The following is a 22858-nucleotide window of genomic DNA, read 5'->3' as shown; positions in this document are numbered from 1 at the left end:
GCGTGAGCAGCGCCCGGTTAAACCATTATGCTGTTTTTCAGCTACCTGATCTCGATCTGGCGGCTTTCGCGCCTGGCTTCCGGCCTTTTAGCCACATTGATCTTCAATACCCCCTCGGTATACTCGGCCTCGATCCCCTCGTCATCCGCCGAGTCGGGCAGTGTAAAAGAGCGGACGAACGAACTATAACTGTATTCGCGCTTATTATATTTTTTGTCGTTTTCGGTTTGCTCTTCCCGGTGTTCGGCGGAGATGGTGAGTACATCCCGGTCCAGGTTCAATTTAAAATCTTCCTTTTTTAGTCCCGGTGCGGCCAGTTCGATATGGTAATGCCCGTCGGTTTCAGAAATGTTCACCGCCGGCACCCGCGATATCATCCGGTCGGATAAAAAGGTGTCGTTCATAATAGATTCAAAAATGTCATCAAACCCCGGGCGCACCAGGCCGCCCCTGTTTTTCCCCTCATTGAATTTTACTAAGGCCATCACTTTCCCTCCTTCAATTATTTACTAACCGGAACATCCCGGCTATATTGTTACAACAACGGGGGTATAAAGCCGGTTTGTCATTTTTTCATTTTTTGAAACCGCCTGCATTGGCATCGATTTTGTATGCCATCGGGTTTTTAGCAAATTTCAACCGGTTACAAATTTCATGCAAATAGCTAAATCTTTATTACAGAAACCATCAATCAGGCGCTGGTGTAGCCCTTAATCGATTTAAGGTGAGATATTGTACTCACCTTAAAAATGTATCAATTTTAAGGTGAGAAATTCAGGAGCTACAGATAAATCCCATGTCATCTTATCCACTTGACCAAAATCAATTCGACAAATTTGTATTATTTTGGTGGTTTAGCCGGTCGCGACGCATTGCTTGGTCTGGCGGGAATGGGACTCTTCGTAGTTGCAGCGGGTTTACCAACAGCTGGAGCTTTTGCTTTGCGAGCCGGGAGGGCGGTGTCTGCTGAGAAACCGGTTTCAGCAAAGGTGGTATTACAAGTATCGCAAATGTCCTTTATGAAATGGCTCCATTTTTTGTTTATCGAAGAAGACGAAACTGATTTAGTAACTTTACTAACGTTTTCGCCAACATCGCCTTTACTTTCGGTAACAACAGGCTTATCATGCAGCGTAACAATTTTTTTTGCAGATCGCACGTAAAATGCCCGCTCCTCCGCATTTAAAATTGTCCTTGAACCGAAATCGTCAAACATGGAAACCTTGCCTTTCGTTACATAGATATAGACGGTATCAATGTTCTGAGAAGTGTGTATGAAAAATTTTGTCCCCATATCTTCAAAATATAGCTTATGCATGTCGATTATTAAAGGCCTTCCAGCATCATGTTTCACAATGAAAAAAGCTGATCCCTTGAATAAAATACGACGCTCGTTTTTACCAAAATCGCTATCGATTATTAGACTTGATTTTGGGGCAAGTGTAATCACAGATGAATCTACTAAGTGAATTTTTCGTTGTAACAGATCTGTCCGGTATTCGACCAGGTGTGTTGAATTTCCCTTAATGTGAAAAACAAGTAGGATAGTAGCGATTATTAGCACAACGGAGGCTGCAAGCCCGACTATTCTCCGATGTAACTGTATTTTTTTGTCTCGTTCGTAACTATCAATTGCCGTCCGCACTTTTCTCCATGCGTCGAAAGTTTCTATTATTTCGGTTGGCGAGCCTGTTGTTTTGTAAATTCGTTGGTGTTCGTCAAAATAAGATTGGTTGTCAATTGATGCGTTCATCCAATCTTCAATCATGACCGCTTCCTCCGGTGAAGCTTCACCGGCAAGAAATTTTGCTATCAATTCTTCTGTCATGACAATAATTTTATAAGAATCAATATAATGTTCAAATACCCTTTTAAGGACAATCTTAATAGCCTGAGCGCTTTTCCCATTTGATTTTCGACCGTTTTCTCAGAGATTTTAAGCGCCGCTGCAATCTCTTTATATTTTAAATGATGCGTCCTGCTCATCGTGAATATTTTCCGGCATTGTTCAGGAAGCTTTGTTATAGCTTTTTCTATCCTCCCTTGAATTTCTGCTTCCAATATGTCTGCTTGGTACACAACCGCTGTGCTGCCAAAGCTTGTTTGGTTCACAAAATTGCTTTTGACTTTTTCATGCTTTAAATAATCAAGACTGGCGTTGTAAACGGCTTTATAAAGATACGCCCTTGTGGAATTTGTAATTGAAACGATTTCTCGCTTTTGCCATAAGATGATAAAAACCTGTTGAACAATATCCTTTGCGTCATCGTAATTGGCTATTATAGTCGCGCAATACCTCAACACAGCAGCATAATGCTTGTTGAAAAAAAATTCGAACTCTTTGATAGTTATAATTTCTTCGATCAAAATATTAACAATTTTTAACAAGTGTTTAGTCCCGCATTTCCGTGATTTTACCTTCAGATGTCAGGTAGAATTTGAGATAATGAACATGGTTTGTAGGGACCATTTTATAATAATAAATATAGCTTACCGGGTCGCCGTGCGATATAATCTTGCGACTGCTCACATCTTCCCTGAAAATATATGAAAAGGACGTCAGCCTGCTCAAATCTTCTGCATAACCCTTATCGCCGGCAGGCGGCAGCTGCGCTATCAAACCCGTGCTCATAGAGGTAGGATCTTTAATCCCTTTAGTGAAATTTGACATAAATTTCATTATCCGGTTGGTTATTATTGTATCGGGATCCATTGGAGCCTTTCCTGCCATGAAGTCGGCTTTTCTTAGAGCAAGCAAACTTTCGTACCTTAATACGCTATTCGGCCACGGCGACTGTACGGATTTTTGGAAAATATCGCGGTTACCTGGAGCATCCCAGTCTGCGAGGATTGCTATGGCAGCAAGAACTACTGCATAGCTTGATTTGTCACCGGTAAGAGCGCGTATTGCCTGTAAATCACCAGCATTGGGGGGAAGCTGACCCAATGCATGAATGGCCTGCTGCTTACGGTCGTCATTAGGATGTTTAATCTGCGCAAGGAAAAAATCGTGTAGACCGGCACTTTTTAATTCTCCTAAACGAGCTATGGAATGAAACTTCGGAAATAAATTCATATCTGTCTTTAAAACCGACACGATGCTTTTAATTGATGCATCTGAGGGATTTCCAGCCAGAATTTTATCCATGGCAAGCTGGCGATCAACAGCATTTGGTGCATACTGAAAAATAGAAAATAGTTCTTTAGCATCCCAATGAAGGACAGGTATCTCAATTAAGAAATCATGATTTGGATCGAGCAGTACAGCACCTGGTTTCCTGATTGTATGGAAACGAAACTCCTGATCAGTTGAGTTTAAATTCAACGTTTTCAGCACGATATTGCCGGCTATTATCAAACCTGCTTTTAACCTCATTTTATATACAGGCACTCCACCTACTGTATCCTGCGTTTGCCGTACCTTTAATATGACCTGTTTATCGTTTTGATCCCATTTCCATGAATAGTCGATAACCGGGTGACCAGGTTTATACATCCATTGGTTGAAGAACGGTAAAAGGTCAATACCTGTTGCATCTGTCATAGCTCTACGCAGGTCTTCCGTGTCCGCAGGGCGATGGCTATAGGTCACTAAATAATTTTTTAGTCCTTTAAAGAATGCCTTGTCACCCATAAAACGACGTAAAGAATGTGCAATGGCGGCTCCTTTCTGATAGGTGTGATTGTCAAACATTTGGGAAGGCTGGGGATAGCGTGTAGCAATGAGCGGGCGTTTATAACTCTTGCTTTCCGAAAAATAGGCATCCGCATTGTCCCGGATTTGGTAGCAGTAGTAATCCTTTCCCCGGCTGTGTTCCATATATAGGTATCGGAAAAAGGTCGCTAATCCTTCGCTCAGCCACAGTTGGCTCCAGTCTTTGGGGCTTACCAGATCGCCAAACCATTGATGAGCAAGTTCATGTGAGCCGACATCTGCGAACCGGTGAAAACCATCTCTTTTATCCGTGAGGTACGATGATGTAAAACTTGTTGCCGAGATATTTTCCTGCGCGCTATTATAATCTGCTATGGCAGTTTGCGCATATTTTGGCCACGGATATTTTACATGAAGAATATCTGAAAAAAACGATAACATATTGGGTGTTTCTCCAAACGTATCATTGATCTTACTTTCATTTCCCTTTGGCACCACGTATAATAAGGGAATGCTTCTCCATGTCGTACGGCTTATACTTAATGGGGCTCCAACTAAAGAAATAAGGTAAGTGGCATGTGGTTGAGTCATTCTCCAGTGAAATGTTCTGGTATTTTTATCGTTGTTTAGGCTGTCTGAAATAAGTATTCCATTACCAATCACGTACCAATCGGCCGGAACCGTAACCCGGGTTTCACTTGTAGCAAAATCATTTGGGTAGTCCCAGGTAGGTAACCATTGGCGATTTCCGGTTGACCCTCCCCTGGTCCAGAATCCTACCTGCTGAGGATTGCCATCAGTCGGTTTTATCCAATAAAAATTACGGCTTCCCTTACCAACAACATTTGAATAGTGTATAATTACCCTGGCTGGTTTTTTACTTTTTAAGTGTTGTGCGGGGGTGATCGTTAGAAGGTCACCTGAGCGGACGAAGGTCGCCTCTTGTCCTGAAACATCAATGCTTGCTATATTCAGGTTCGCTCCGCAGTGTAGTCTGATATTTGATAGCGTATCCCGGAGGGGAACGATTATATTAGTAACAGTTCCATAGAAGGAGCGTTTTTCGTAGTCAACCTTAAGATCCAATGCTACATGAATCAAATCAAATCCGGAAATGGGTGGGCGCTGGATAGTAGCAGTTTGAAAAGGGTTTGCAGAAAGCTGTTGACCATGCGCGGCAATCCTCGCAATTACGAATAGCAGGAAGATGCAACAAGTTTTTTTAGTTTTCATTTTTTAGTTTTTCACCCTGAGACGACTAACTGCATTGCTACCCCTATGTCAATATTCTATGGTCTGAAATAAAATGTGATTTTGTCATTAACATCTTATGATGTCTCACATTTACATCATTTACTGTCACATTGGAGGTAATGCTGTGACTTATTTCCAGAAACGTACGAAGTTGTTATGGAGATAAATTTAGGTTACAAACAGAGAGGTGATCAGCGTACAAGATTATTCACGTTAAATGCGGATCAAAGTTATCATGAGTTCAGCAAGAAATTGTTAATAATGGTTCATTATTTTTTCAAAAGCTCCAAAATGAATTCAGGCCGCCCTTGTTGATCCATTACATTTTTATAGCTCGTTGTTGTTTCCCCCCGGTAACCAGTATAAGCGAGTTGATTTTTCCGGTCTGATCTTTCTCAAAAGATACCTGTACATCAGCAATTTTTGCAAAGAACCGCGCATCTGATTCAGCGAAAAGCGCTATTAGGCTCTGTGTTTGACCGGGGTATGCTATCAAAAGCCTGTTCGCTACCTTGCTGATCACGACCTGTTGTGTGCTGCCCAGCGCGTATTTTCCTACATAAAGGTCGAGTTTCCCTGAGTCTAACGCTATTTCGTTGCGCACTCTTGCCAGCCTGCTATTAAGATAACGGTGTATCGATGAATCAGCCGCTATCTGCAAAAGCGTCCAATCCGGCAATGGTTTATCTTTGGTCACAAAGGCCCGCAGGAATGCCAGTGCGAAAGGTGATTTCAAAATGTCGCCCTTATCCAGGTCAAAAGGTGCACTTAAAGCAGTACTGTTGGCTAACAGAATCAGCGTGATTCCTTTTTCCGGCACTTTTAAGATCAGCCCGGAGAAAACGGGCCACTGCCCATAATGCCAAATCAATCTATTCCCCTTAAATTCCTGTATGAACCAGCCCAGCCCATACGGTATCTTTTTGCCATCATTGGTGAGCGATGGGGTCCAGGCAAGTTCCTGAGTTTCTTTTTTAATCAAGCGGTGCTGATCGATCGCCACATCAAACTTAGCGAGATCGGTTACGGTTGAAATCAGACCTGCGGCAGAACTGATCATCTTTGGCGGGTAGGGCGAAAGAATATTTTCATCGGCACCATACAGCGTATAAGGCTTTGCAAGCTGTTTTAACACCTGTTCATAACGCTGACGGGTACCTGCCACGTAGCCATCTGCCGGAGAGGGCACTAATGTCAAAACATCCTGGCCCGGCACGCTATGATCCATATGGAGGGGTTCAAGAATTTGGGTAGCCAATTGATCCCGGAATGGCTTATCTGCACCTTTTGCGATAACAAATCCCAAATAGCCAAACCAGGAACCACTGTACGCATATTGATCTCCCGGTTTTCCTCCCGCAACGTTTACGCCGGCAGTATGTGTGAGAATATGGCGTACATGCACCCTTTCGGTTTCAAAGTCTTTGGGGTAATATTTTTTCAATGGATCATCCAGCGCCACCTTTCCCTGCTCCAACAATTGAAGAAATAAAGTGGTAGCGATTGGTTTGGTTAAGGAAGCGATACGGTACGGTGTATTTGGTGTCGCTTTGATGTGTTGCTCCAGATCGGAAAATCCAAATCCTTTAGACCAGATCAGCTGCTGATCCTTAACGACAGCCACCGACATTCCAGGAATTTTTAAAACCTGCCGGAGTTGCTCAAGTTCTGATGCCAGTTGTCGCAAATGCTTCCTGGTATCGGCGTTAGGCGGTTTTATTTGTGAAAATCCCGGGATAGCTAAACTCAGCGTTAAAAAAAATAAAAATGGTTTCATTCGATTGTCGTTTAATAGGTACCTTTTCAAGGTAACTCAGGAGCCGGTCATTATTTTAAAAGACACATGAGTTATTACAAAGTTGCATGACAGGGAAATCTTTATTTTTTTGACGAAAGCAGCGTATTTTACGCTAAGCCTGCTACAAATTTGTCTTCCCTGCATGAGTTGCACGCTTTGTCGTTAGCCTCTGCTTTCGTGTCATTTGTCATCCCGATTTGCTTGTCTTGTGTTCCGGGAGATAATGCCTAAAGCGTATTGGAGTTGTAATGACATAGGTTAAAAGCGCCGTTCTTTTTGACACCTTTAAACGAGTACACAAACTTTTGGTGCTAAACCGCATGCCTCTTGTAACGCAAACGGACGGTAAATGATGTAAATGTGAGACATCATAAGATGTTATTGACAGATTTTCTACTTTTAGCGGCACACTATTTCCACTTATAATGGCACCGCTCCTTGTTTTTAGCGTTTTTAAACTCTTTAGATTGGGTATAATCGGACAAACCGCAGATGGCAGTATCGCACTATGCGGTGGGCTGTTGCTATCACAAACTGACTATGCATACAAGGTCAAGAAATTAAGGTTTAGTTTTTTCAAAACGAAGGTTCTTAATCCGCTCTCCCGATAAGGTAAAGCCTATGATCTGCTGTTGCCCGTTTCTAAGGAAATGAATATCGCCGATATCAGAACTGAACGTATCCTGGGCATCAGGGGAAAGTTCAAAATCACCACGGCGGAAATGGTGAATAAACAGCTTGCCCTGTTGGACGTCCACCGTATATTCTACAAAGAGTTCCGGGCAGTAATACGCGCCGCTATAGGCACCGAGTTGTTCCGTAGTGAGGTTGAACGGAACGACCCGCTTGCCCATAATAGAACGAAAAGTAAAGGTGTTCACGTGGCCGCCGGGTGTTTTTGAAAAGGTGAGTGGCAACCCGGCGACGACGACCAGGAATGAGGAATCTGACATCGCCTTAGTCGGGTATTTGCTTTCGCCGGTATATTGCAGCATCAGTTGCCCTTGCTCTAAAGTAATGGCAATTTCCCCTTGACCGAATTTATAGGTGCCGGTATATCGTTTTAATAATACACTGTCCACTTTTACATCCGGCAGTTTGGCTGCATCGATCTTTGGCTCTTCGCGAAACTTATTTTTAAGAAAGATATCGGCAACTTTCGATGAGTAGCCTACGTTCATGACATCATCATTCCCGTTACTCAAAATAATAATGGATAATCCTTCGGTATAATAATTTTTGATGACCGCCCGGTAACCGCCCCATGCACCGGTATGCCAGATCATCTTCAGGCCCCGGTCTTCGCTTAACATCAGCCCGAAACCATAATCCGTTTTTTGTCCGTTGTTTAGGATGCCCTCTTCTGCCATCCGGGTATAAACCGGGTTCTTTGCTGCGATCATCCGGTTAAAATGAATGGTCCACTTACAAAGATCATCAAGGGTGGAGAACATCGGGATGCCGCTGGTTTGCTGCTCCTGTTTTTCAAACACATGATCGGTAGTAGTATATGGGTTCGCCGGATGAGGGATGATCCTGGCGTAATTGTCTAAGAAGAAAGAAGAATTCATTTTGAACGGTCTAAAGATAGCTGAATCAGCAAATTTGGCGAACGATGTTCCGCTGACTTTTTCAACGAGCCGTTGCAGCAGGATATATTCCGTATTGCAATACGAAAATTCGGAACCCGGCGTAAAATTCAGCTCTTTTTGATAGCGGGTGAATTTCATCATATCGTCAAACGACAACACATCGGTCCAGCGCCAACCCGCTGCGATCAGCCCATCGTAAGCGTCCCTGATACCGCTGGTATGCCAGAGTAATTGCGCTACGGTGATAGGTTCGCCGAAATCCTGCAGTTGGGGCAGATAGCGATGAATGTCTTCATTTAATGCTACTTTCTTTTCCTGAATCAGCATCGATATGGCCAGTCCAGTAAACTGTTTCGATACAGAAGCGATGTCAAAAGTGGTCGTTGGTGAGATGGGTATCCCGTATTCCAGATTAGCCAGTCCGTAACCCTTTTGAAACAATACCTTGCCGTTTTGAATAACGGCGACGGCACATCCTGGACCTGTACGGTTGTTGTATTTTTTAAAAATGGCATCGATCTGCGCAGGCAGTGTACCGGTTTTTACCTGTGCACCGGCGTTTGAAAATCCGGTAAAATATAAAATCAGACCAAAACAAACTACCAGGTATTTTTTCATAGGAAAAAGGGATTGACAGATTTTTAAGTGGACTATTTACCGGTAAGACGAAGATCAGCAAATAAGGTTACAGCAAATTCAGGAAAAGATGAACGTTAAATCATTTCACTTCAATGAATTTTGATAGACGATCAGCCTTCTCAAAAGGGTCGTCAGCAGCCTTTTGGGCCGGGCGTAATAAGTATAGCATTTAGCGCCATCATAAGTGAAAAAAGTGCGCCATTAAAAGAGAAAAATCACATAAAAATCGCCGCTGCATCGGCAATTACTTTTTTTGAAAGAAAATTTCCGGTATCCTTAACGGTTATGTTATCAAAACTAATGACCATTTTTTAGAGGATACTTGATTCAAATCAAGAAATTCCGTCACCAAAAGAAACTGCTTTTTTTTATTGGTAGCTTGCATAAACTATGATATAAACGGCTAATTAAATGATAAAGAACTACTTCAAAATCGCCCTGCGCAATCTTTGGCGCAATAAGATAATTATAGTTCAAATTTAACCAAAATAAAGCCAACACTTTTGGTGCCCGCTGCCCGCACGACTGAACATTAAAATATGCGCGTTAGTTAGTTTTATCACGTGGCAAGATAAAACTAACTAACGCAATTCGCCATTTATAATTTAAGAGCGTAGTTCATTTGGGGTTATCCTAACTTAAAATAACTTGGTAAAGACCATCTTTTTATAGCAGTTTATATATGCTTTGGCTTAGATTTAGTTTTATCAGAGTTTTATCAGAAAGAAAAAAGGCTTTATGAAGTTTCATAAATAATTGATAATCAACAAAATGATGACTCAGCTTACGGGTATTAATTATTGGTGGTGCGGCTTGTTTATTGTCCTGGTGATCCTGCTGGTGACCTGGCTGGTCAAGCGAAACCGCAAGGATGAAAAAATATTTGAAAAAGACCTGATCCAATCAGAACTTCAACCGGAGGATGACAAGGATCACGATGAGCCGACACCGGATACGATTTAAGCAAACAATTGGGCGGGAACAGCGTTGCCTTAAGTACCCAGCTTATCCACGCCCATGTTTATTTCCGAACCTAACCGTATCCGGCATGATCCCAATTCATATCAACAGCGCCACTTATTTTTTCTCCATAATTCATGTTACCCGCCAGGCCGGTGATAAATTGATCTACGGCCTGCTTTTAAACAGCGATATTTATTATTTAAGCAAATCCCTGGGGCGAAATGACTGCACACAACTGGATAATCATGCTTTGCTGCGACCGGAACTGCTCGACGAAATTTGCGGGATCATCACCACCTTTGAAACAACCTATGAAAAATATCCCTCGCTGGAGTTTGTCAATGAAAGGATCATAGAAGAACTTGCGGCCATCCGGAAGTCCGTGCTGGAAACCCGCCTGCTCAAAGGCCAGCCAAAGCGCGGGATTGCAAGGAAACACCTAACTTAGGTAAACATTAAAAAACGGGACAATGGCGGACCCTACCGAATGCGAATTGCTCCTGGCAGAGGAGCAAATATTGCTTTCAGATATCAAGGAACTGGATTATATGCTGGAAAAAGCAAAGTATGACCTGCGTGCGGTATGGGAAAAGATCGGAGCGCGGTGCGCTGACCAAATTTAACATTCCTGGCCGTGATTAACATAATGATAGTATGAATTTAACGTAAGGATAATCTACCTTTACTTCCAATAAAAATCAAAGGCTCATGATGCAGTTCCATAGTCCTCCGCAACCGGCTATCAGCGTTTCTAAAAACCAGGCCAACAATACCAATGACGCGGAACTTCGGGCATGGGCAGACCGGTTAAATGTAACCAAGGTCCAATTGAAGGCGGCGATCAATGCCGTCGGCCCTTCGGCGGCAGCCGTGGAAGCTTATTTGAACCGCAAAAATAATCAGGCTAATTCTTAACAAACCATTTCCTCTTCTACCATTCCATGTTTTTTGTGACCCGGTATGAACTTGCGGATTAGGCTATACTAATCCTCCAGATCAAATGGCTTTTTCAAGTAAGCATCAAAACCTGCGGAATGGAATTGTTCGCTGATCGCGTTATCGCAACTAAAGGCGATCACCGGTAAGCACGGAAAATGAGATTTGATCCACAGGCAAAGCTCCGGGTTACTTTTTATAAAATTCATTTGATTAAAACTTGGTTTAATTATTTATTAAGCACTTTTTAATAGTTCCCGTTTACTTTACCGAATAATTAACCTGTTGCTGGAATTTTTTATTTACTGCGATTACTGGCATATTTTGAGAATAGCAAACAAAAAAGTCTTAAATCATGAAAAATAACATCGGAATCAGCGAGGCCAATACCCAGGAAGTGGCCAATCAATTATCAAAAATACTGGCGGACGAATATGTTCTTTTTACCAAAACGAAAAACGCGCACTGGAACCTGGAAGGCCCCGGTTTTCATGGCCTGCATATTTTTTTCGAGGAACGGTTCGGCCAGTTGGATGAAATGATCGACAGTATTGCGGAACGCATCCGTTCCCTTGGCCACTATTCCCCCGGTTCATTGAAGAGCTTTCTGGAATTGACCCGTCTTTCGGAAGACGACGGCGGTGGGAATTCCGGATCTTCCTATATCGCTAACATCCTTGAAGACCACCGGAGTATCATTTTTACATTAAGGGAAAATATAGATGTATTCGCCACCCGTTATAAGGATTATGGCAGCAGTGATTTTTTAACTGGGCTGATATCGGCCCATGAAAAAATGGCCTGGATGCTCGCCTCCTATCTCAAATAATAGCTAACCTTTAAAGGAGCGAACGGATCCCGTTTTAATATTTTGTAGCATCATATTTGTGGACAAAATGAGGACTGAAATCTTTTCTGGTTCTTCATGCAGTCAGTTTTTTTCGGCTTGTATTTTCTTTAATCGCAGCAATGCTTCCAGATAATAATAATCCGCATAGATGATCGAGGCGTCGATTTCTGTTCCCGCAGGGAAATGACCGGTTGAATGCAGTAAAAATGCCGGGTTCATTGCCCGGCTTTGATATTTTGAGGAGGAAAGCGTGGTTAACATGGCGATGGCTTGCTTAAGATACACTTTTGCTTTGGCCTTGTCTCGTACAAAGCCGGAAAGCTCCAGCAATGCGGATGCTGTTATGGCGGCTGCCGAAGCATCGCGCGGCGCATTGGGTATTAAGAGATCATTAAAGTCCCAATACGGGATCCGGTCGCCAGGCAGACCTTGTAAGTACCTGTCAGCGACTTTTTGAGCGAAATCCAGAAATTCTGCTTGGTGTGTTTCACGGTAACACATGGTAAAGCCATAAATGGCCCACGATTGTCCACGCGCCCACATGGAACTATCTGAATACCCCTGGTGGGTTACGCCCTTTATTTTTCTACCGCTAATTGTATCGTAAACGACTACATGGTAAGAACTGTAATCAGCGGGGAGCAGGATCGAACTGCCGACCTGAGGGTTATGAACCCCAATTGTAATTTCTATTTTTTTGTTATTGTAATTTAATAATCGTAATTTTAAGTAACACAAATTAGTTCTTTAAATCGTATCAAAGCGTTCCAAAATGACTGGTGCCCAAAGTGGTGCCCTCGTTGAGTAGAAAGATCGAATACAGCATTTTTAAGCGCTTTTTGACATATACACATGATCCCAGCGGGATCACAAAACAAGCCTCTCTAAGCAATTAGAGGGGCTTTTGTGATTTTTGTTGTCGGGTTTGTTGTCGGTTGAGAAGAATTTAAACCCAATTTCAGTATATGGACTTAAACGATGCGTTCTATTACGATATAACTGAGGAATCTTTTAAGAAACTTGCATTACGTTTTAATGCATACATTGAAAACTATGAAAAGTATTTAAATGAGTTTGCTATAAAAGAAAGATGGCAATAAAAAGTCTTATTGCTGCTAAACGTTGGGTATATAGGCAATGTGTATTATCTGCTTAATCGTATTGGTATAAACACTCGTACAGGCACTTTTCTTTTATTACACTTACCAGCTCTCCATTTGGGCATATGTTGCATCACTCTGAGAACTTCGTTATCTAATGGTGTATAATCACCTATTGCCTTATTGACAATCTTTTCATCTCTAACTTTACCATCGGTATCAATAATCAAAACTATTTTAACTGAACCTTGTACAATTTCCTGATTTGGATAAACTGTATTCTTTAATATGTATTTGATTAGTTCATCTGTACCCCCAACAAACTCCGGCATTTCATCAACTGTTTCATAAATGTTCTTTTTCAATTTAGAATCATACTGACTTTTACATTCATCATGTTGCTTGTGAGGAATATTCAACTTATTACTACAACTATAAAAAAGAACAGCGAAAATTATAAATGCTTTCATATCATTCGTGATGATCCTATCATGGGTATCCAAGTACCCCCTGCAAGTATTGGCCCTTCTATAAAAATATATTACTCTATTATTTTGAAATGTTTGAGCACATCTACTTTATTTGAATCCGAATTAACGGTCTCTAAAATATTCCCGTTGTGATCATACAAGCGCCATATTCCTGAATAATATCCATTTTTGTAAAAGCCCGACACTTTTAGTGCACCCTCACTGTCAAAGGAATAATACGGACCATTATTGTTATTATTCTGCGCTCTTTGAATTTCTCTTATAATACCGTTACTCCCGTCAAACCTGTATAACATCTGAATAGTATCCTTTTCAAAATGAGGCACTGAAAGAAATGCTGGATGTGAAATATCATCTTTACCAAAAGTAATATGAAAGCTATTTTTCCCATTGATATTGTAGTCAATATCATGTAAAACACTTGGACCTCCGTATTGGAGTAACAAATTGGTTGAATCGCCATGTTTTATTTTTACGCTTAATGCATTTTTAACGTCATAGGATAAATTATCATTTAAACTACTGTCTGTAAATGAGGCATCATTTATTTTGCCCCGACACCCTAAACTGAGGGCTATTCCGATAAATGTTATTGATAAAATAGTTTTAGTTTTCTTATACTGTTCCATTTTGTCCTGTTACTTGTATTGCTGGTGATTCCTTACTTCCATTAATGCGAGGGCTATAGTTTCCCCCTGTATGCCCAGGCGCTGGCAGTAACCCACTTCTGACAGGCCCATATTGAAACTGACCAATTAAACCGGTTACTTTCGCTTGAGGGACCGAATTAGTCAAACTAAAAACAGTATTACCTTTACTGTTTGCAAATCCCATAGCTTCGCTAAGTGTCATCGTTACTCCAAATTTTTTCCAAACGGATGCAGAATTACATGAAAATAAATTTATAGCCGAATTCTTTGTAAATGCTATCGGGGAGAACTTATCATAGCTGATATTCAATGATCCACTCTCCCGCTTTTTTCCGGAATTCCATACTGTGTTACCTGCCTCATCAGTTACAATAATTTGAAAAGCCGTTTGATAACAACCCGGCAACTCCGATGCCATCTGCCAGCTAAACCTTGGCCTGGCAACGTCAATGCCCAGCGGCACGGATGTGTATTCGGTCTTCAGATTGATAAGCCGGATAGGTTGGGCCTGGACATCAGACCAGAATGAAAAAGCAAACAGGTGTAGTAAAATCAATAACGCTTTTAGTGGCTTCATGAGGTGGTATAAGTGTGATATAGAACTAAGGATGTGTTCCTTTTTTCTTTGTTTTAACAATGTTGTCCTGCTCAATTTGTTGCGGGGCATTATATTTAGCCCTCTTTCAGCGATTGGCAGTTTTTGATAGATACAATTATGGCTTTTAGCCTTTTTGTCAATATACAAAAAACTGTATATTCATAGAAGCTAATCCAATATGAATATACAATATCGCCCTGATATCGACGGTTTAAGAGCAGTTGCCGTGCTTGCTGTAATTCTTTTTCATTTTAATATTCCCGGATTTTCTGCAGGTTATGTCGGAGTAGATATCTTCTTTGTTATTTCGGGTTTTTTAATTACATCAATCCTGGTCAGAGAGATCTCCACGGGCGAATTTTCCATATGGAATTTTTATGAGAGACGCATACGGCGCATATTCCCCATGCTGTTTTTTACAAGTATCGTTTTTTTGATAGCCGGCTATCTTTTTTTTGAGAACATAACGTATAAGAACCTGGCAGGAAGTATAGCAACAAGCAGCCTGTTTTTTTCCAACATTTTTTTTCAAAGGACCAGTCCCGATTATTTTGCCCTGGCTACAACTTCCTTTAAGCCATTCCTGCATACCTGGTCCCTGTCTGTTGAAGAACAGTTTTATATTTTTTTTCCGCTGCTGCTGTTTTTCCTGCATAAAACGGGAAGGCGGCCGGTATTTATACCCTTATTTTGTTGTCTGATCCTGTCGCTGACCATTTATATTCTGGCGGCGGTCTTTTATCCAGCCTATGTGTTTTTTCTCAGTCCGGGAAGGGCCTGGGAGTTTTTAGCCGGCGCATGTATCGCGGTTGCCATAACTAATAAAAATATTCCCCGGCTGGCGGTAACTGTCATTCAGACCGGCGGAGTAATTTGCTTGTTATTAAGCCTGGCTTTTTTTAAACCGTCAGAGACAGCATCCGGCCCGGGCGTTGTATGTGCTGTTATTAGCGCGAGCCTGATTATTGTCGGCGGAATCTATCAAAACGGATGGGTATATCGCTTATTAAGCTGGAAACCAGTTGTATTTACAGGCAAAATATCCTATTCCTTATACCTGTGGCATTTCCCCATATATGCTTTCGCCGGGTATTTGCTTGGCGATGCCCTGGTTGCTTCAGAAAAGATCTTCCTTTTAGCGGTCATAGCTGTGTTGTCGGTTCTTTCCTATTATTTTATTGAAAGGCCTTTTCGTATAAAAAGATCTGCAGGATATGCCCATGCAAAAGTTTTTTCAACAGCTGCTTTGCTGGTGGTAGTGGTAGGTGGAACCAGTTTTTGGATCTACTGGAAAGACGGGTTACCGGGCAGATATCCTGAAAATAAGGCGTTGGAGGAAACGTTTTTTAGCCCGGAACTTAAATACTGGCGATCGGCAACCTTAAATTCTGCAGTCCTGCTTTCAGCTGGAAAAGTGCCGCCGTCTATAGGGGATAACAATCAGCCTGCATCCTTTTTATTATGGGGCGATTCGCATGCCATAGCTTTGGCCCCGGGTGTGGATTCTATTGCGCGGGTAAAAAAAAGAAAAGGATATATTTTAACCCGTAATTCTACCGCGCCGCTAACTGGGTTAATCAGGCCCAACGATGCAGATTTCGCTGTGTTTAATAACCAGGTCATGGATTTTATCAGGCATCACCCTGAAATTAATACGGTTATTTTGGTTGCCCGCTGGAAGAGTTATCTTAAAATGGGCTTAGAAACAGACAAGCCAAAGCATGGCCCCAAGAAACATGGAATGGATAATAGTGCACTGCGGGAAGGTTTGCGAACAACCATTGCGAGGATCATAGCATTAAATAGAAGGGTAGTGATTGTGAATGAACTGCCGCAGACCAAAAATGATATGCGGTGGTATACTGCCAACAGGATCAGCAACCGGTTTTTCAAGTCAGATCAAACAGATATTTCCCAAACGCTGGATGAGTATCGATTGTCTATTGAACGGGTGACCCGGATATTTGAACAGGTGCAACAGGATGATAACGTTACCATCCTGCACCTGGAAAATAAACTGCTGGCCGGTAATAAATTTATTTTTATAAAGGATGGCCATTTTATCTACAGCGATGCGCATCATTTATCAGCTTTCGGGGCAAAATATGTAAGTGCGGGTGTTTTTGAAGAAATATTCCAGTGATCTCAACCTTTTAACAGAGCCATTGTATTATACCAGGCAAAGAGCATCGTGCCAGCCTCCCCAACAACCGGCTGCCCGATCATAAGTACCGATGGGCGACTGTAGTCAGGAAAACTCCTTCTATAGAGCGGGGCTGGAGTCTTTAACAGCCGGCTCTTTTCGTAAAAGCAATATCAAACGGAACAACAGCAGGATAACCGTAATAAAAGCTGTGGCAGCTAATCCTACCAATACCAAATACCGGGTTGCGCTCTTTTTTTGCGGCGCCAGCGGTAGGTCAGGCTCGTCAATTACCCTGAACAATGGGGTTTCTTTTTGCACATTGATCTTGGCGAGCTCCAGGTTACGCACCGCTTCGATATAGGCAGCGCTTAAGGCAGTTGCTTTAGCCTGGTTAAATAACATCCCCGATCGTTGAGACATGACAGCCGGGTTGATATTATAGGTCCGGTCGTTCACACTGGCGGTCGACCGGTAAAGCTGGCTTAATACAGTAGCCAGACTGTCGGCCTCTTTTTTCAGTAAGTTGAGGCTGCTGGCCGCCACCCGTGTTTTAGTCTCGATAAAATAGGATGCGGTTTGCTGCAGCACATAATTAGCGATATGCTGCGCTACCCAGGGATCCTCTGATGTGGCCATGATATAATAAAACACAAGATCATTCTTTTTAAACACGGTGAACGAGTTCACTACCCGCGATACGATCCCCCCCAACATGTATTTCTGGCTCTCCGTGAATTTCGTCGTATCCTCGGGAAAACGGACCGAGCCATACTGTGCCTTGGCAATGAAATCAAGCAGGCGCTGCCCGTCAGGCAGTCGCTGGAATAAAGCGCTCCTGATGATTTTACGCGACTTAAAAAGTTCAATGATATTATCCCCTGTGAAAATATTTTCCGAGCCGCTCATTCCAGCATCATAACTAAGCTGTGCTACCAGGTTCATGAGATTCCCGCTCTGCTTGGTTTCGGTAGACAGAACAAAGCTGATGGTTGCCGTATAAACCGGTTTTTGGCGATGAATATACCAGTACCCAACCGCGCCTCCTATAGCGAACGATGCCAGCAGGATATACCATTTTTTCCACAGGAACCATGCAAGGTCCCGTGCAATGGCTTCCCAATCTTTTAAAATCCTATCGAACAAGTTTGTCATTATTTAGAGATTGAATTCAAAGTGACTACAACGACAGCGAAGATCGATACAATGGCCGATGTAATACCGACTGTCTCCGCGGCGCTTAATCCCCGTCTCGGGCTTTTAGCAGGTACCACAATCTCCGCCCCTGCCTTTATCTTAGGGTATGAGCGTATCAGCCCGAATAAATGTGAATCAGTTTTGTCGAGCTGCCCGTTGGCGTACACAACATATATTTTAGAGAGCCTGGCGTTATCCGTAATTCCACCGGCCCTGTTGAGATAATATTTCATTGATCGTCCCGCTTCATAATTAACTTTAGTCCCTAACAGCACTTCGCCGCTAAGCTTAACAAGCGGGTCAAATTTCGCTATATTTATCACATCGCCTTCTTCAAGAATATAATCATCCTCAGAACCGGGTTCAGCCAGTATTTTATCCATATTAACAGCGATTTTCACCGTAGTCGCATCTACATCGCGGATCACTTTTGAATTAAGATCCTTTATACCGCTCTGCATCATTGCGATGTTCTTTTTTCTGATCGTATCGTTAAGCTTTAAAGATTCCTTAACTTTCCTTGTTAACGATACTCCCTGAATATAGGCAGATGGGGTGAGTCCGCCTGCCTTTTTAAAAAGGTCGCTAAGGCGTTCCTGTCTTGTTGAAATGGTATACAGTCCCGGATACATGATCTCGCCGTTTATCGTCACCCGTTTTTGCTCGTTATACCCCGGGTTGCGGCGCACCGTCACAATATCGAAGGGCTGAAGGATAAATGCATCGCCTGTGAAAGAAAGATCCTTCCCGGTATTGATAAAAAAAACCCGGGCAATGGAATCGGCCGGCTGGCCGGCGCGCTCTGTAGTAATACGCCGGCTCACCGCTATATTGTATGATGTTGCCGCATCAGTGAAGCTTCCGGCAAGGAAAAGGATATCTTTTACCGATAAGTTGTCTTTGTAAGGATAGTATCCGGCTTTTCTGACTTCGCCTTCTATAAATACGGTATATTCACTTCTAAAAGCTGTTGATGAAGAGATCTGTATTTCGTCCTGTTTTTTCAGAAGGATGTCGGCTTTGCCGGCCACCATATCGCTAACCTTAAAAGGGATGTTTTCCCTGGTTTTATCGTCACGGGTCCTGGTGATCATTCCACGGTCGGGAAAGGCATCTTCCCTTAGCCCACCCGCTTTTTTGATCAGTGCGCCAGCGGTCAGTCCTTCCGAAAATTCGAATGCCCCGGGCATAAAAACCGAACCGGAGATGGTCACAGCATTCTCAATTCGCTCGGGGATTTGTTCAACGATGATCTCATCGCCGTTTGCAGGGCGATAGCTTAAATACTCACTTTTAGGAATATCTCTAACCCTCCTGTCGGTTTCAGTAACCTGCTTTACCTTAATACTTGCTGTGAAGGCGCTATTAGTAAAGCCGCCGGCATAAAACAGAAGCTTATCCATGGTTTCGGCTTCCAGCAGTTCAAAAATACCCTTCCTTTTCACCTCGCCTGAAAGCGTTACCCGTTTTTTATAGACCGGGAAGTTAATGACATCGTTTTCACTTAATAATACATTCCCCGAAAGATCTCCTTTAGAAAGAAATTGGTACAGGTCAATCCTGTGCGCTACCTTATTATTCCTGATCAGTTCTATTTCTCTGAAAGTATTGATGGAATCCGGTCCACCGCAAATGAACAACGAATTAAACAGCGTAGTTAACGACGAAACGGTATAGTTCCCCGGCTTTGTGGCGCCGATAATAGTAATATGGATGCTCCTGATCTTACCCAGAGTGATGTTGAGGCGGGTGAGGCCGTTTCGGATGTTGGGGTAAGCCGTTTGAATCATGCGGCCCCTGATCGCGCGCGTCGCATCCTCTATGGTGAGCCCCGAAACGCTAATTACGCCTACCTGAGGGATGGTTATGGTTCCTTCCGGCTGTACCTGCGCCTTGATCGTTGCCTCCTGATAGCCCGATATGTTGATAAGTAGTTCATCATCAGGGCCTAAAACATAGCTTGCAGGCGTGGCGATACGGAGATTGGGCTCAAATGATAAGGACGATGAAGTGAAAAAAGAGGAACCATATATATTCCCCGGCGATGACATCTTCAGCGATGTTTTATATTCGCTTCCGGTCATTCCTCTGGGCCCGGAGCCGGTAACCACGGTATTGCCACTCTTTGATGTGCCGATGCGGGCTTTCACCCGGTCAATCTCTGCCTGCGTAAATCCCCCGTCACTTAGCATGCTTTCAACCTGGTCCAGAGAAAGTTTATTTTCCTGAACCTGCATTTGATATTTGATAATCTCTTCCTCCGTCAGTTGTCCTTTCTGTAATCTTTTCTCAATGTTTCGGGTAGCCTGGGCAACAGCACCTAAGGTCAACGCGCAAAACAGAAATACCAGGAAGAAGCATTTATTCATAAGATAGCTTCGTATTACTTAACTAAACAGCGGTTTATATCATTCGGTGGAGCTTGCAATACAAATGAGTATCAAATATTTAAAAATATATCGGCATCTGCAATGGCTGTATAGTATATTTTTTCTTTTCGATTATTGATAAGAAATACCTCGTCCTGGTTGATCGTAAGTAAAGAAAAGTTTAGATTTATTTCTTGAAATAAACTTTTTAGTATATTTTTGTACCGTAAATATTAATAAAATGCTTACGAAGGCAGAAAGAACAAAACAATTTATCCTGGAAACAGCAGCCCCTATCTTTAACCGGAAGGGGATATCCGGCGCTAATATAGACGATGTACTGGATGCTGCTCAATTAACCAAAGGGTGTTTATACGGACATTTTGAAAGCAAGGAAGATCTGGCCTTGCAGGTTGTTGACTACATGCTGCGTAGTAATTCAGAAAAATTGATGATGAACATCAACAGGGGCAAAACAGCTAAAGCAAAGGTGTTTGCTTACCTTGATTATTACAAAAATCCATTGGAAACGTATATTAAAGGCGGATGCCCGGTATTCAATATGGCTGTAGAAGCTGACGATAATAACCCTGCTATTAAAGAAAAGGTGGCGGGCGTACTTCGGCAGGGACAGGAATTGTTTGTCAGTATCCTAAATCAAGGCATAAGGAATGGTGAGTTTACAGATAAGCTTGATACTGCCGGATATGCTTTTAAAGCCATAGCTGCTGTAGAGGGCGCAGTTGTATTGTGCAAAACAATGAATACGGCTAAGCCAATGCAGGGTTTGATTAAAAACCTGAAAGCGGAGCTGGAAAGCTATACGCCTTAAATTTTTTTTTCATTTAAAATATACTTTTTAGTATATTTTAAATATAAGATTTAAGAACGGTCTTAGGGAATGAGCAGATCCGAAAATTAAAGTTGGCGGGAAAGAACATTCCGCGGCTCAGATTTATACCAAAATATACTAAAAAGTATAAAATAAAAAAGGACGGTATTACGCATACTTAATTATTAAAAAAATGAAACAAACAGTATTAGTCACAGGTGCCTCATCGGGCATCGGACTACTTGTCGCCAACAAGCTACACGAAAATGGCTACCAGGTAATCGGCACAAGCCGGAATCCGGAAAAACACCAGGCAAAATTACCATTTAAGCTACTGCCACTGGATTTAAATGATGACCATTCCATAGCATCTATTGGCAAACAGCTATTCAGTGAGATAAAAACGTTAGATGTGCTGATCAACAACGCGGGTTACCTGGTAAACGGACTTGCCGAGGAGACCCCTATTGCGTTAGGTAAACAGCAGTTTGAGACCAACTTTTGGGGAACGATCAAATTAACTAACGAGTTGCTGCCTTACTTCAGGAGGCAAAAACATGGAAAAATAATCACAATTGGTTCCCTGCTGGGTTTAGTGAGCCTTCCAAATACGTCCTACTATTCGGCTTCCAAACATGCCCTCGAAGGTTATTTTAAGGCACTTCGGTTTGAATTGAACCAGTTTAACATCAAGGTAGTTATGATTGAGCCAATCAGTTTCAAAACCAATATAGGCGAAAGTGCAACTGTAGCAAAAGGAACGATCGCAGATTATGATCAGTTCCGGCAAAAGGTCACCGCGTATACCAAAACGGCATTTGATAAGGCACCCGATCCTGCGCCGGTTATCGCTACTTTATTGCGGGCAGTGAAGGAAAAAAATCCAACGTTTGGTTACCCTGTCGGGAAAGGATCATCAATTGTACTCCTGCTTCAACATTTCGCCTATAAGTTTTTCGAGAAATCCATTCTGAAATCAATTAACGCTTCAAAATAGAATTAATATCAAAAATTAAAATCATGGAATTAAAAGGAAAAACGGTATTGATCACAGGAGGTGCATCAGGTATCGGGCTGGAAGCAGCAAAACAATTTTTGGCCAATGGCGCCAGCGTGATCATCACCGGCAGAAACCAGGGAAAATTAGATGAAGCAAGGAAACTATATCCAACGATTACAGTTATTAAAAGTGATGTGTCTGATGCAGATGATGCGCAAAAACTTTTCAACCAGGTACAGCAACTGGGCGGTATAGATATTTTATACAATAACGCAGGAGTGTTAACTGACCCGGTCAACCTCGGAACAGCAAACGATCAGCATTTTGAAGATGCGGCGTACGAAATAAACATCAATTACCTGGCGGTGATCCGGCTTAACAATTTGTTTATCGATATGCTGAAATCAAGGAAAGAAAGCGCGGTCATCAACACCACTTCATTACTCAGTTATGTTCCGTCATTGCTGGAAGCCACCTACGCCGCATCCAAAGTAGCGTTGCAGTTTTACACCAAAGCGCTTAGGAAGCACCTGCAAATTTTGAACAGCAACGTAAAGGTTTTTGAACTTTTACCGCCGCTTGTTGCCACAGAAATGACAACTGATATGAACGGCAAAAAAATGACCACGGCAGATATGGTGAAAGCCTTTATTGCAGCCCTTCAAAAGGATCAGCTTACTATCCGTATAGGCGATACCAAAGTAGTGTATATACTGAACCGGCTTTTCCCAAAACTGACGTTTAATTTGGCTAATCCTAAGAAAAGTTATAAGTTAATAGCATCATAGAAA

23 protein-coding genes are annotated in these 22858 nt (G+C 42.4%); 10 read left to right on the top strand and 13 right to left on the bottom strand.

Annotation, left to right across the window (positions count from 1 at the left end; genetic code table 11):
- Positions 1-41 precede the first annotated feature (41 nt).
- From AC07M6_RS21540 to AC07M6_RS21515, 6 genes are all read right to left on the bottom strand, one after another.
- A complete protein-coding gene (locus tag AC07M6_RS21540; RefSeq protein ID WP_494893039.1) occupies positions 42-485 on the bottom strand; it encodes an Hsp20/alpha crystallin family protein in 444 nt (147 codons plus the stop codon).
- 356 nt (positions 486-841) lie between these two features.
- Entirely contained in the window at positions 842-1828 is a 987-nt protein-coding gene (locus AC07M6_RS21535; protein WP_494893037.1) for a FecR family protein, read from the bottom strand.
- Positions 1825-2367 (bottom strand): RNA polymerase sigma-70 factor, encoded by a 543-nt coding sequence (locus tag AC07M6_RS21530; RefSeq protein WP_494893035.1) that lies wholly within the window; start codon positions 2365-2367, stop codon positions 1825-1827. Before AC07M6_RS21530 ends, AC07M6_RS21535 begins: the two co-directional genes overlap by 4 nt.
- Positions 2368-2392: 25 nt before the next feature.
- The gene (locus AC07M6_RS21525) at positions 2393-4888 is read right to left on the bottom strand and encodes a M1 family aminopeptidase (RefSeq protein ID WP_494893033.1); all 2496 of its coding nucleotides are present in this window, start codon (positions 4886-4888) and stop codon (positions 2393-2395) included.
- Positions 4889-5228: 340 nt separating this feature from the next.
- Complete coding sequence (locus tag AC07M6_RS21520; RefSeq protein ID WP_494893031.1) at positions 5229-6686, bottom strand: serine hydrolase; 1458 nt, start codon at positions 6684-6686, stop codon at positions 5229-5231.
- Positions 6687-7267: 581 nt separating this feature from the next.
- Positions 7268-8917, bottom strand: coding sequence for a serine hydrolase domain-containing protein (locus tag AC07M6_RS21515; protein ID WP_494893029.1), 1650 nt, complete (start codon positions 8915-8917; stop codon positions 7268-7270).
- Between the two features lie 120 nt (positions 8918-9037).
- Between AC07M6_RS21515 and AC07M6_RS21510 the strand changes: the two genes are divergently transcribed.
- The 5 genes from AC07M6_RS21510 (at position 9038) to AC07M6_RS21490 (ending at position 10816) form a co-directional block, all read left to right on the top strand.
- Entirely contained in the window at positions 9038-9253 is a 216-nt protein-coding gene (locus tag AC07M6_RS21510; RefSeq protein WP_494893027.1) for a hypothetical protein, read from the top strand.
- Positions 9254-9709: 456 nt separating this feature from the next.
- Positions 9710-9901 carry a hypothetical protein gene (locus AC07M6_RS21505; RefSeq protein WP_494893026.1) on the top strand — a complete coding sequence of 64 codons (192 nt, stop codon included), beginning with the start codon at positions 9710-9712 and terminating at the stop codon, positions 9899-9901.
- Positions 9902-9986: 85 nt separating this feature from the next.
- Positions 9987-10349 carry a hypothetical protein gene (locus tag AC07M6_RS21500; RefSeq protein WP_494893024.1) on the top strand — a complete coding sequence of 121 codons (363 nt, stop codon included), beginning with the start codon at positions 9987-9989 and terminating at the stop codon, positions 10347-10349.
- 22 nt (positions 10350-10371) lie between these two features.
- Complete coding sequence (locus tag AC07M6_RS21495) at positions 10372-10524, top strand: hypothetical protein (RefSeq protein WP_494893022.1); 153 nt, start codon at positions 10372-10374, stop codon at positions 10522-10524.
- 85 nt (positions 10525-10609) lie between these two features.
- Complete coding sequence (locus tag AC07M6_RS21490; RefSeq protein WP_494893020.1) at positions 10610-10816, top strand: DUF3606 domain-containing protein; 207 nt, start codon at positions 10610-10612, stop codon at positions 10814-10816.
- A 68-nt stretch (positions 10817-10884) separates the two neighbouring features.
- Here the strand turns inward: AC07M6_RS21490 and AC07M6_RS21485 are convergent, their stop codons facing one another.
- On the bottom strand, positions 10885-11046 hold the full coding sequence (locus AC07M6_RS21485) for a hypothetical protein (protein WP_494893018.1): 162 nt from the start codon (positions 11044-11046) through the stop codon (positions 10885-10887).
- 146 nt (positions 11047-11192) lie between these two features.
- Between AC07M6_RS21485 and AC07M6_RS21480 the strand changes: the two genes are divergently transcribed.
- A complete protein-coding gene (locus AC07M6_RS21480) occupies positions 11193-11666 on the top strand; it encodes a Dps family protein (RefSeq protein ID WP_494893016.1) in 474 nt (157 codons plus the stop codon).
- A gap of 102 nt (positions 11667-11768) precedes the next feature.
- On the opposite strand, the gene AC07M6_RS21475 is transcribed toward AC07M6_RS21480, so the two are convergent.
- From AC07M6_RS21475 to AC07M6_RS21460, 4 genes are all read right to left on the bottom strand, one after another.
- On the bottom strand, positions 11769-12425 hold the full coding sequence (locus AC07M6_RS21475; RefSeq protein ID WP_494893014.1) for a hypothetical protein: 657 nt from the start codon (positions 12423-12425) through the stop codon (positions 11769-11771).
- A 406-nt stretch (positions 12426-12831) separates the two neighbouring features.
- Positions 12832-13257 carry an energy transducer TonB gene (locus AC07M6_RS21470; protein WP_494893012.1) on the bottom strand — a complete coding sequence of 142 codons (426 nt, stop codon included), beginning with the start codon at positions 13255-13257 and terminating at the stop codon, positions 12832-12834.
- Between the two features lie 71 nt (positions 13258-13328).
- Positions 13329-13907, bottom strand: coding sequence for a toxin-antitoxin system YwqK family antitoxin (locus tag AC07M6_RS21465; RefSeq protein WP_494893010.1), 579 nt, complete (start codon positions 13905-13907; stop codon positions 13329-13331).
- Positions 13894-14505 carry a glycoside hydrolase family 78 protein gene (locus AC07M6_RS21460; RefSeq protein ID WP_494893008.1) on the bottom strand — a complete coding sequence of 204 codons (612 nt, stop codon included), beginning with the start codon at positions 14503-14505 and terminating at the stop codon, positions 13894-13896. Before AC07M6_RS21460 ends, AC07M6_RS21465 begins: the two co-directional genes overlap by 14 nt.
- Before the next feature lie 199 nt (positions 14506-14704).
- Between AC07M6_RS21460 and AC07M6_RS21455 the strand changes: the two genes are divergently transcribed.
- Positions 14705-16669, top strand: coding sequence for an acyltransferase family protein (locus AC07M6_RS21455; RefSeq protein WP_494893006.1), 1965 nt, complete (start codon positions 14705-14707; stop codon positions 16667-16669).
- Positions 16670-16789: 120 nt separating this feature from the next.
- Here AC07M6_RS21455 and AC07M6_RS21450 read toward each other — a convergent pair whose 3' ends face one another.
- Together AC07M6_RS21450 and AC07M6_RS21445 are read right to left on the bottom strand one after the other, a co-directional pair.
- Positions 16790-17824, bottom strand: a complete 1035-nt coding sequence (locus AC07M6_RS21450; protein ID WP_494893005.1) for a hypothetical protein — start codon at positions 17822-17824, stop codon at positions 16790-16792.
- Positions 17824-20235: an SLBB domain-containing protein gene (locus AC07M6_RS21445; RefSeq protein WP_494893004.1), complete on the bottom strand. Its 2412-nt coding sequence runs from the start codon at positions 20233-20235 to the stop codon at positions 17824-17826. The genes AC07M6_RS21450 and AC07M6_RS21445 overlap by 1 nt, the downstream gene beginning before the upstream one ends.
- A gap of 241 nt (positions 20236-20476) precedes the next feature.
- Between AC07M6_RS21445 and AC07M6_RS21440 the strand changes: the two genes are divergently transcribed.
- The 3 genes from AC07M6_RS21440 (at position 20477) to AC07M6_RS21430 (ending at position 22855) form a co-directional block, all read left to right on the top strand.
- Entirely contained in the window at positions 20477-21067 is a 591-nt protein-coding gene (locus AC07M6_RS21440) for a TetR/AcrR family transcriptional regulator (protein ID WP_494893002.1), read from the top strand.
- 193 nt (positions 21068-21260) lie between these two features.
- Positions 21261-22064 carry an SDR family NAD(P)-dependent oxidoreductase gene (locus tag AC07M6_RS21435; RefSeq protein ID WP_494893001.1) on the top strand — a complete coding sequence of 268 codons (804 nt, stop codon included), beginning with the start codon at positions 21261-21263 and terminating at the stop codon, positions 22062-22064.
- 23 nt (positions 22065-22087) lie between these two features.
- Positions 22088-22855 (top strand): SDR family oxidoreductase, encoded by a 768-nt coding sequence (locus AC07M6_RS21430; RefSeq protein ID WP_494892999.1) that lies wholly within the window; start codon positions 22088-22090, stop codon positions 22853-22855.
- The last annotated feature ends 3 nt before the right edge of the window (positions 22856-22858 follow it).

The sequence above is a fragment of the Mucilaginibacter sp. GW821-FHT07H05 genome (assembly GCF_059418485.1).
The sequence above is the reverse complement of the archived record's forward strand: the minus strand, read 5'-3'. Positions and strand labels throughout refer to the sequence as shown.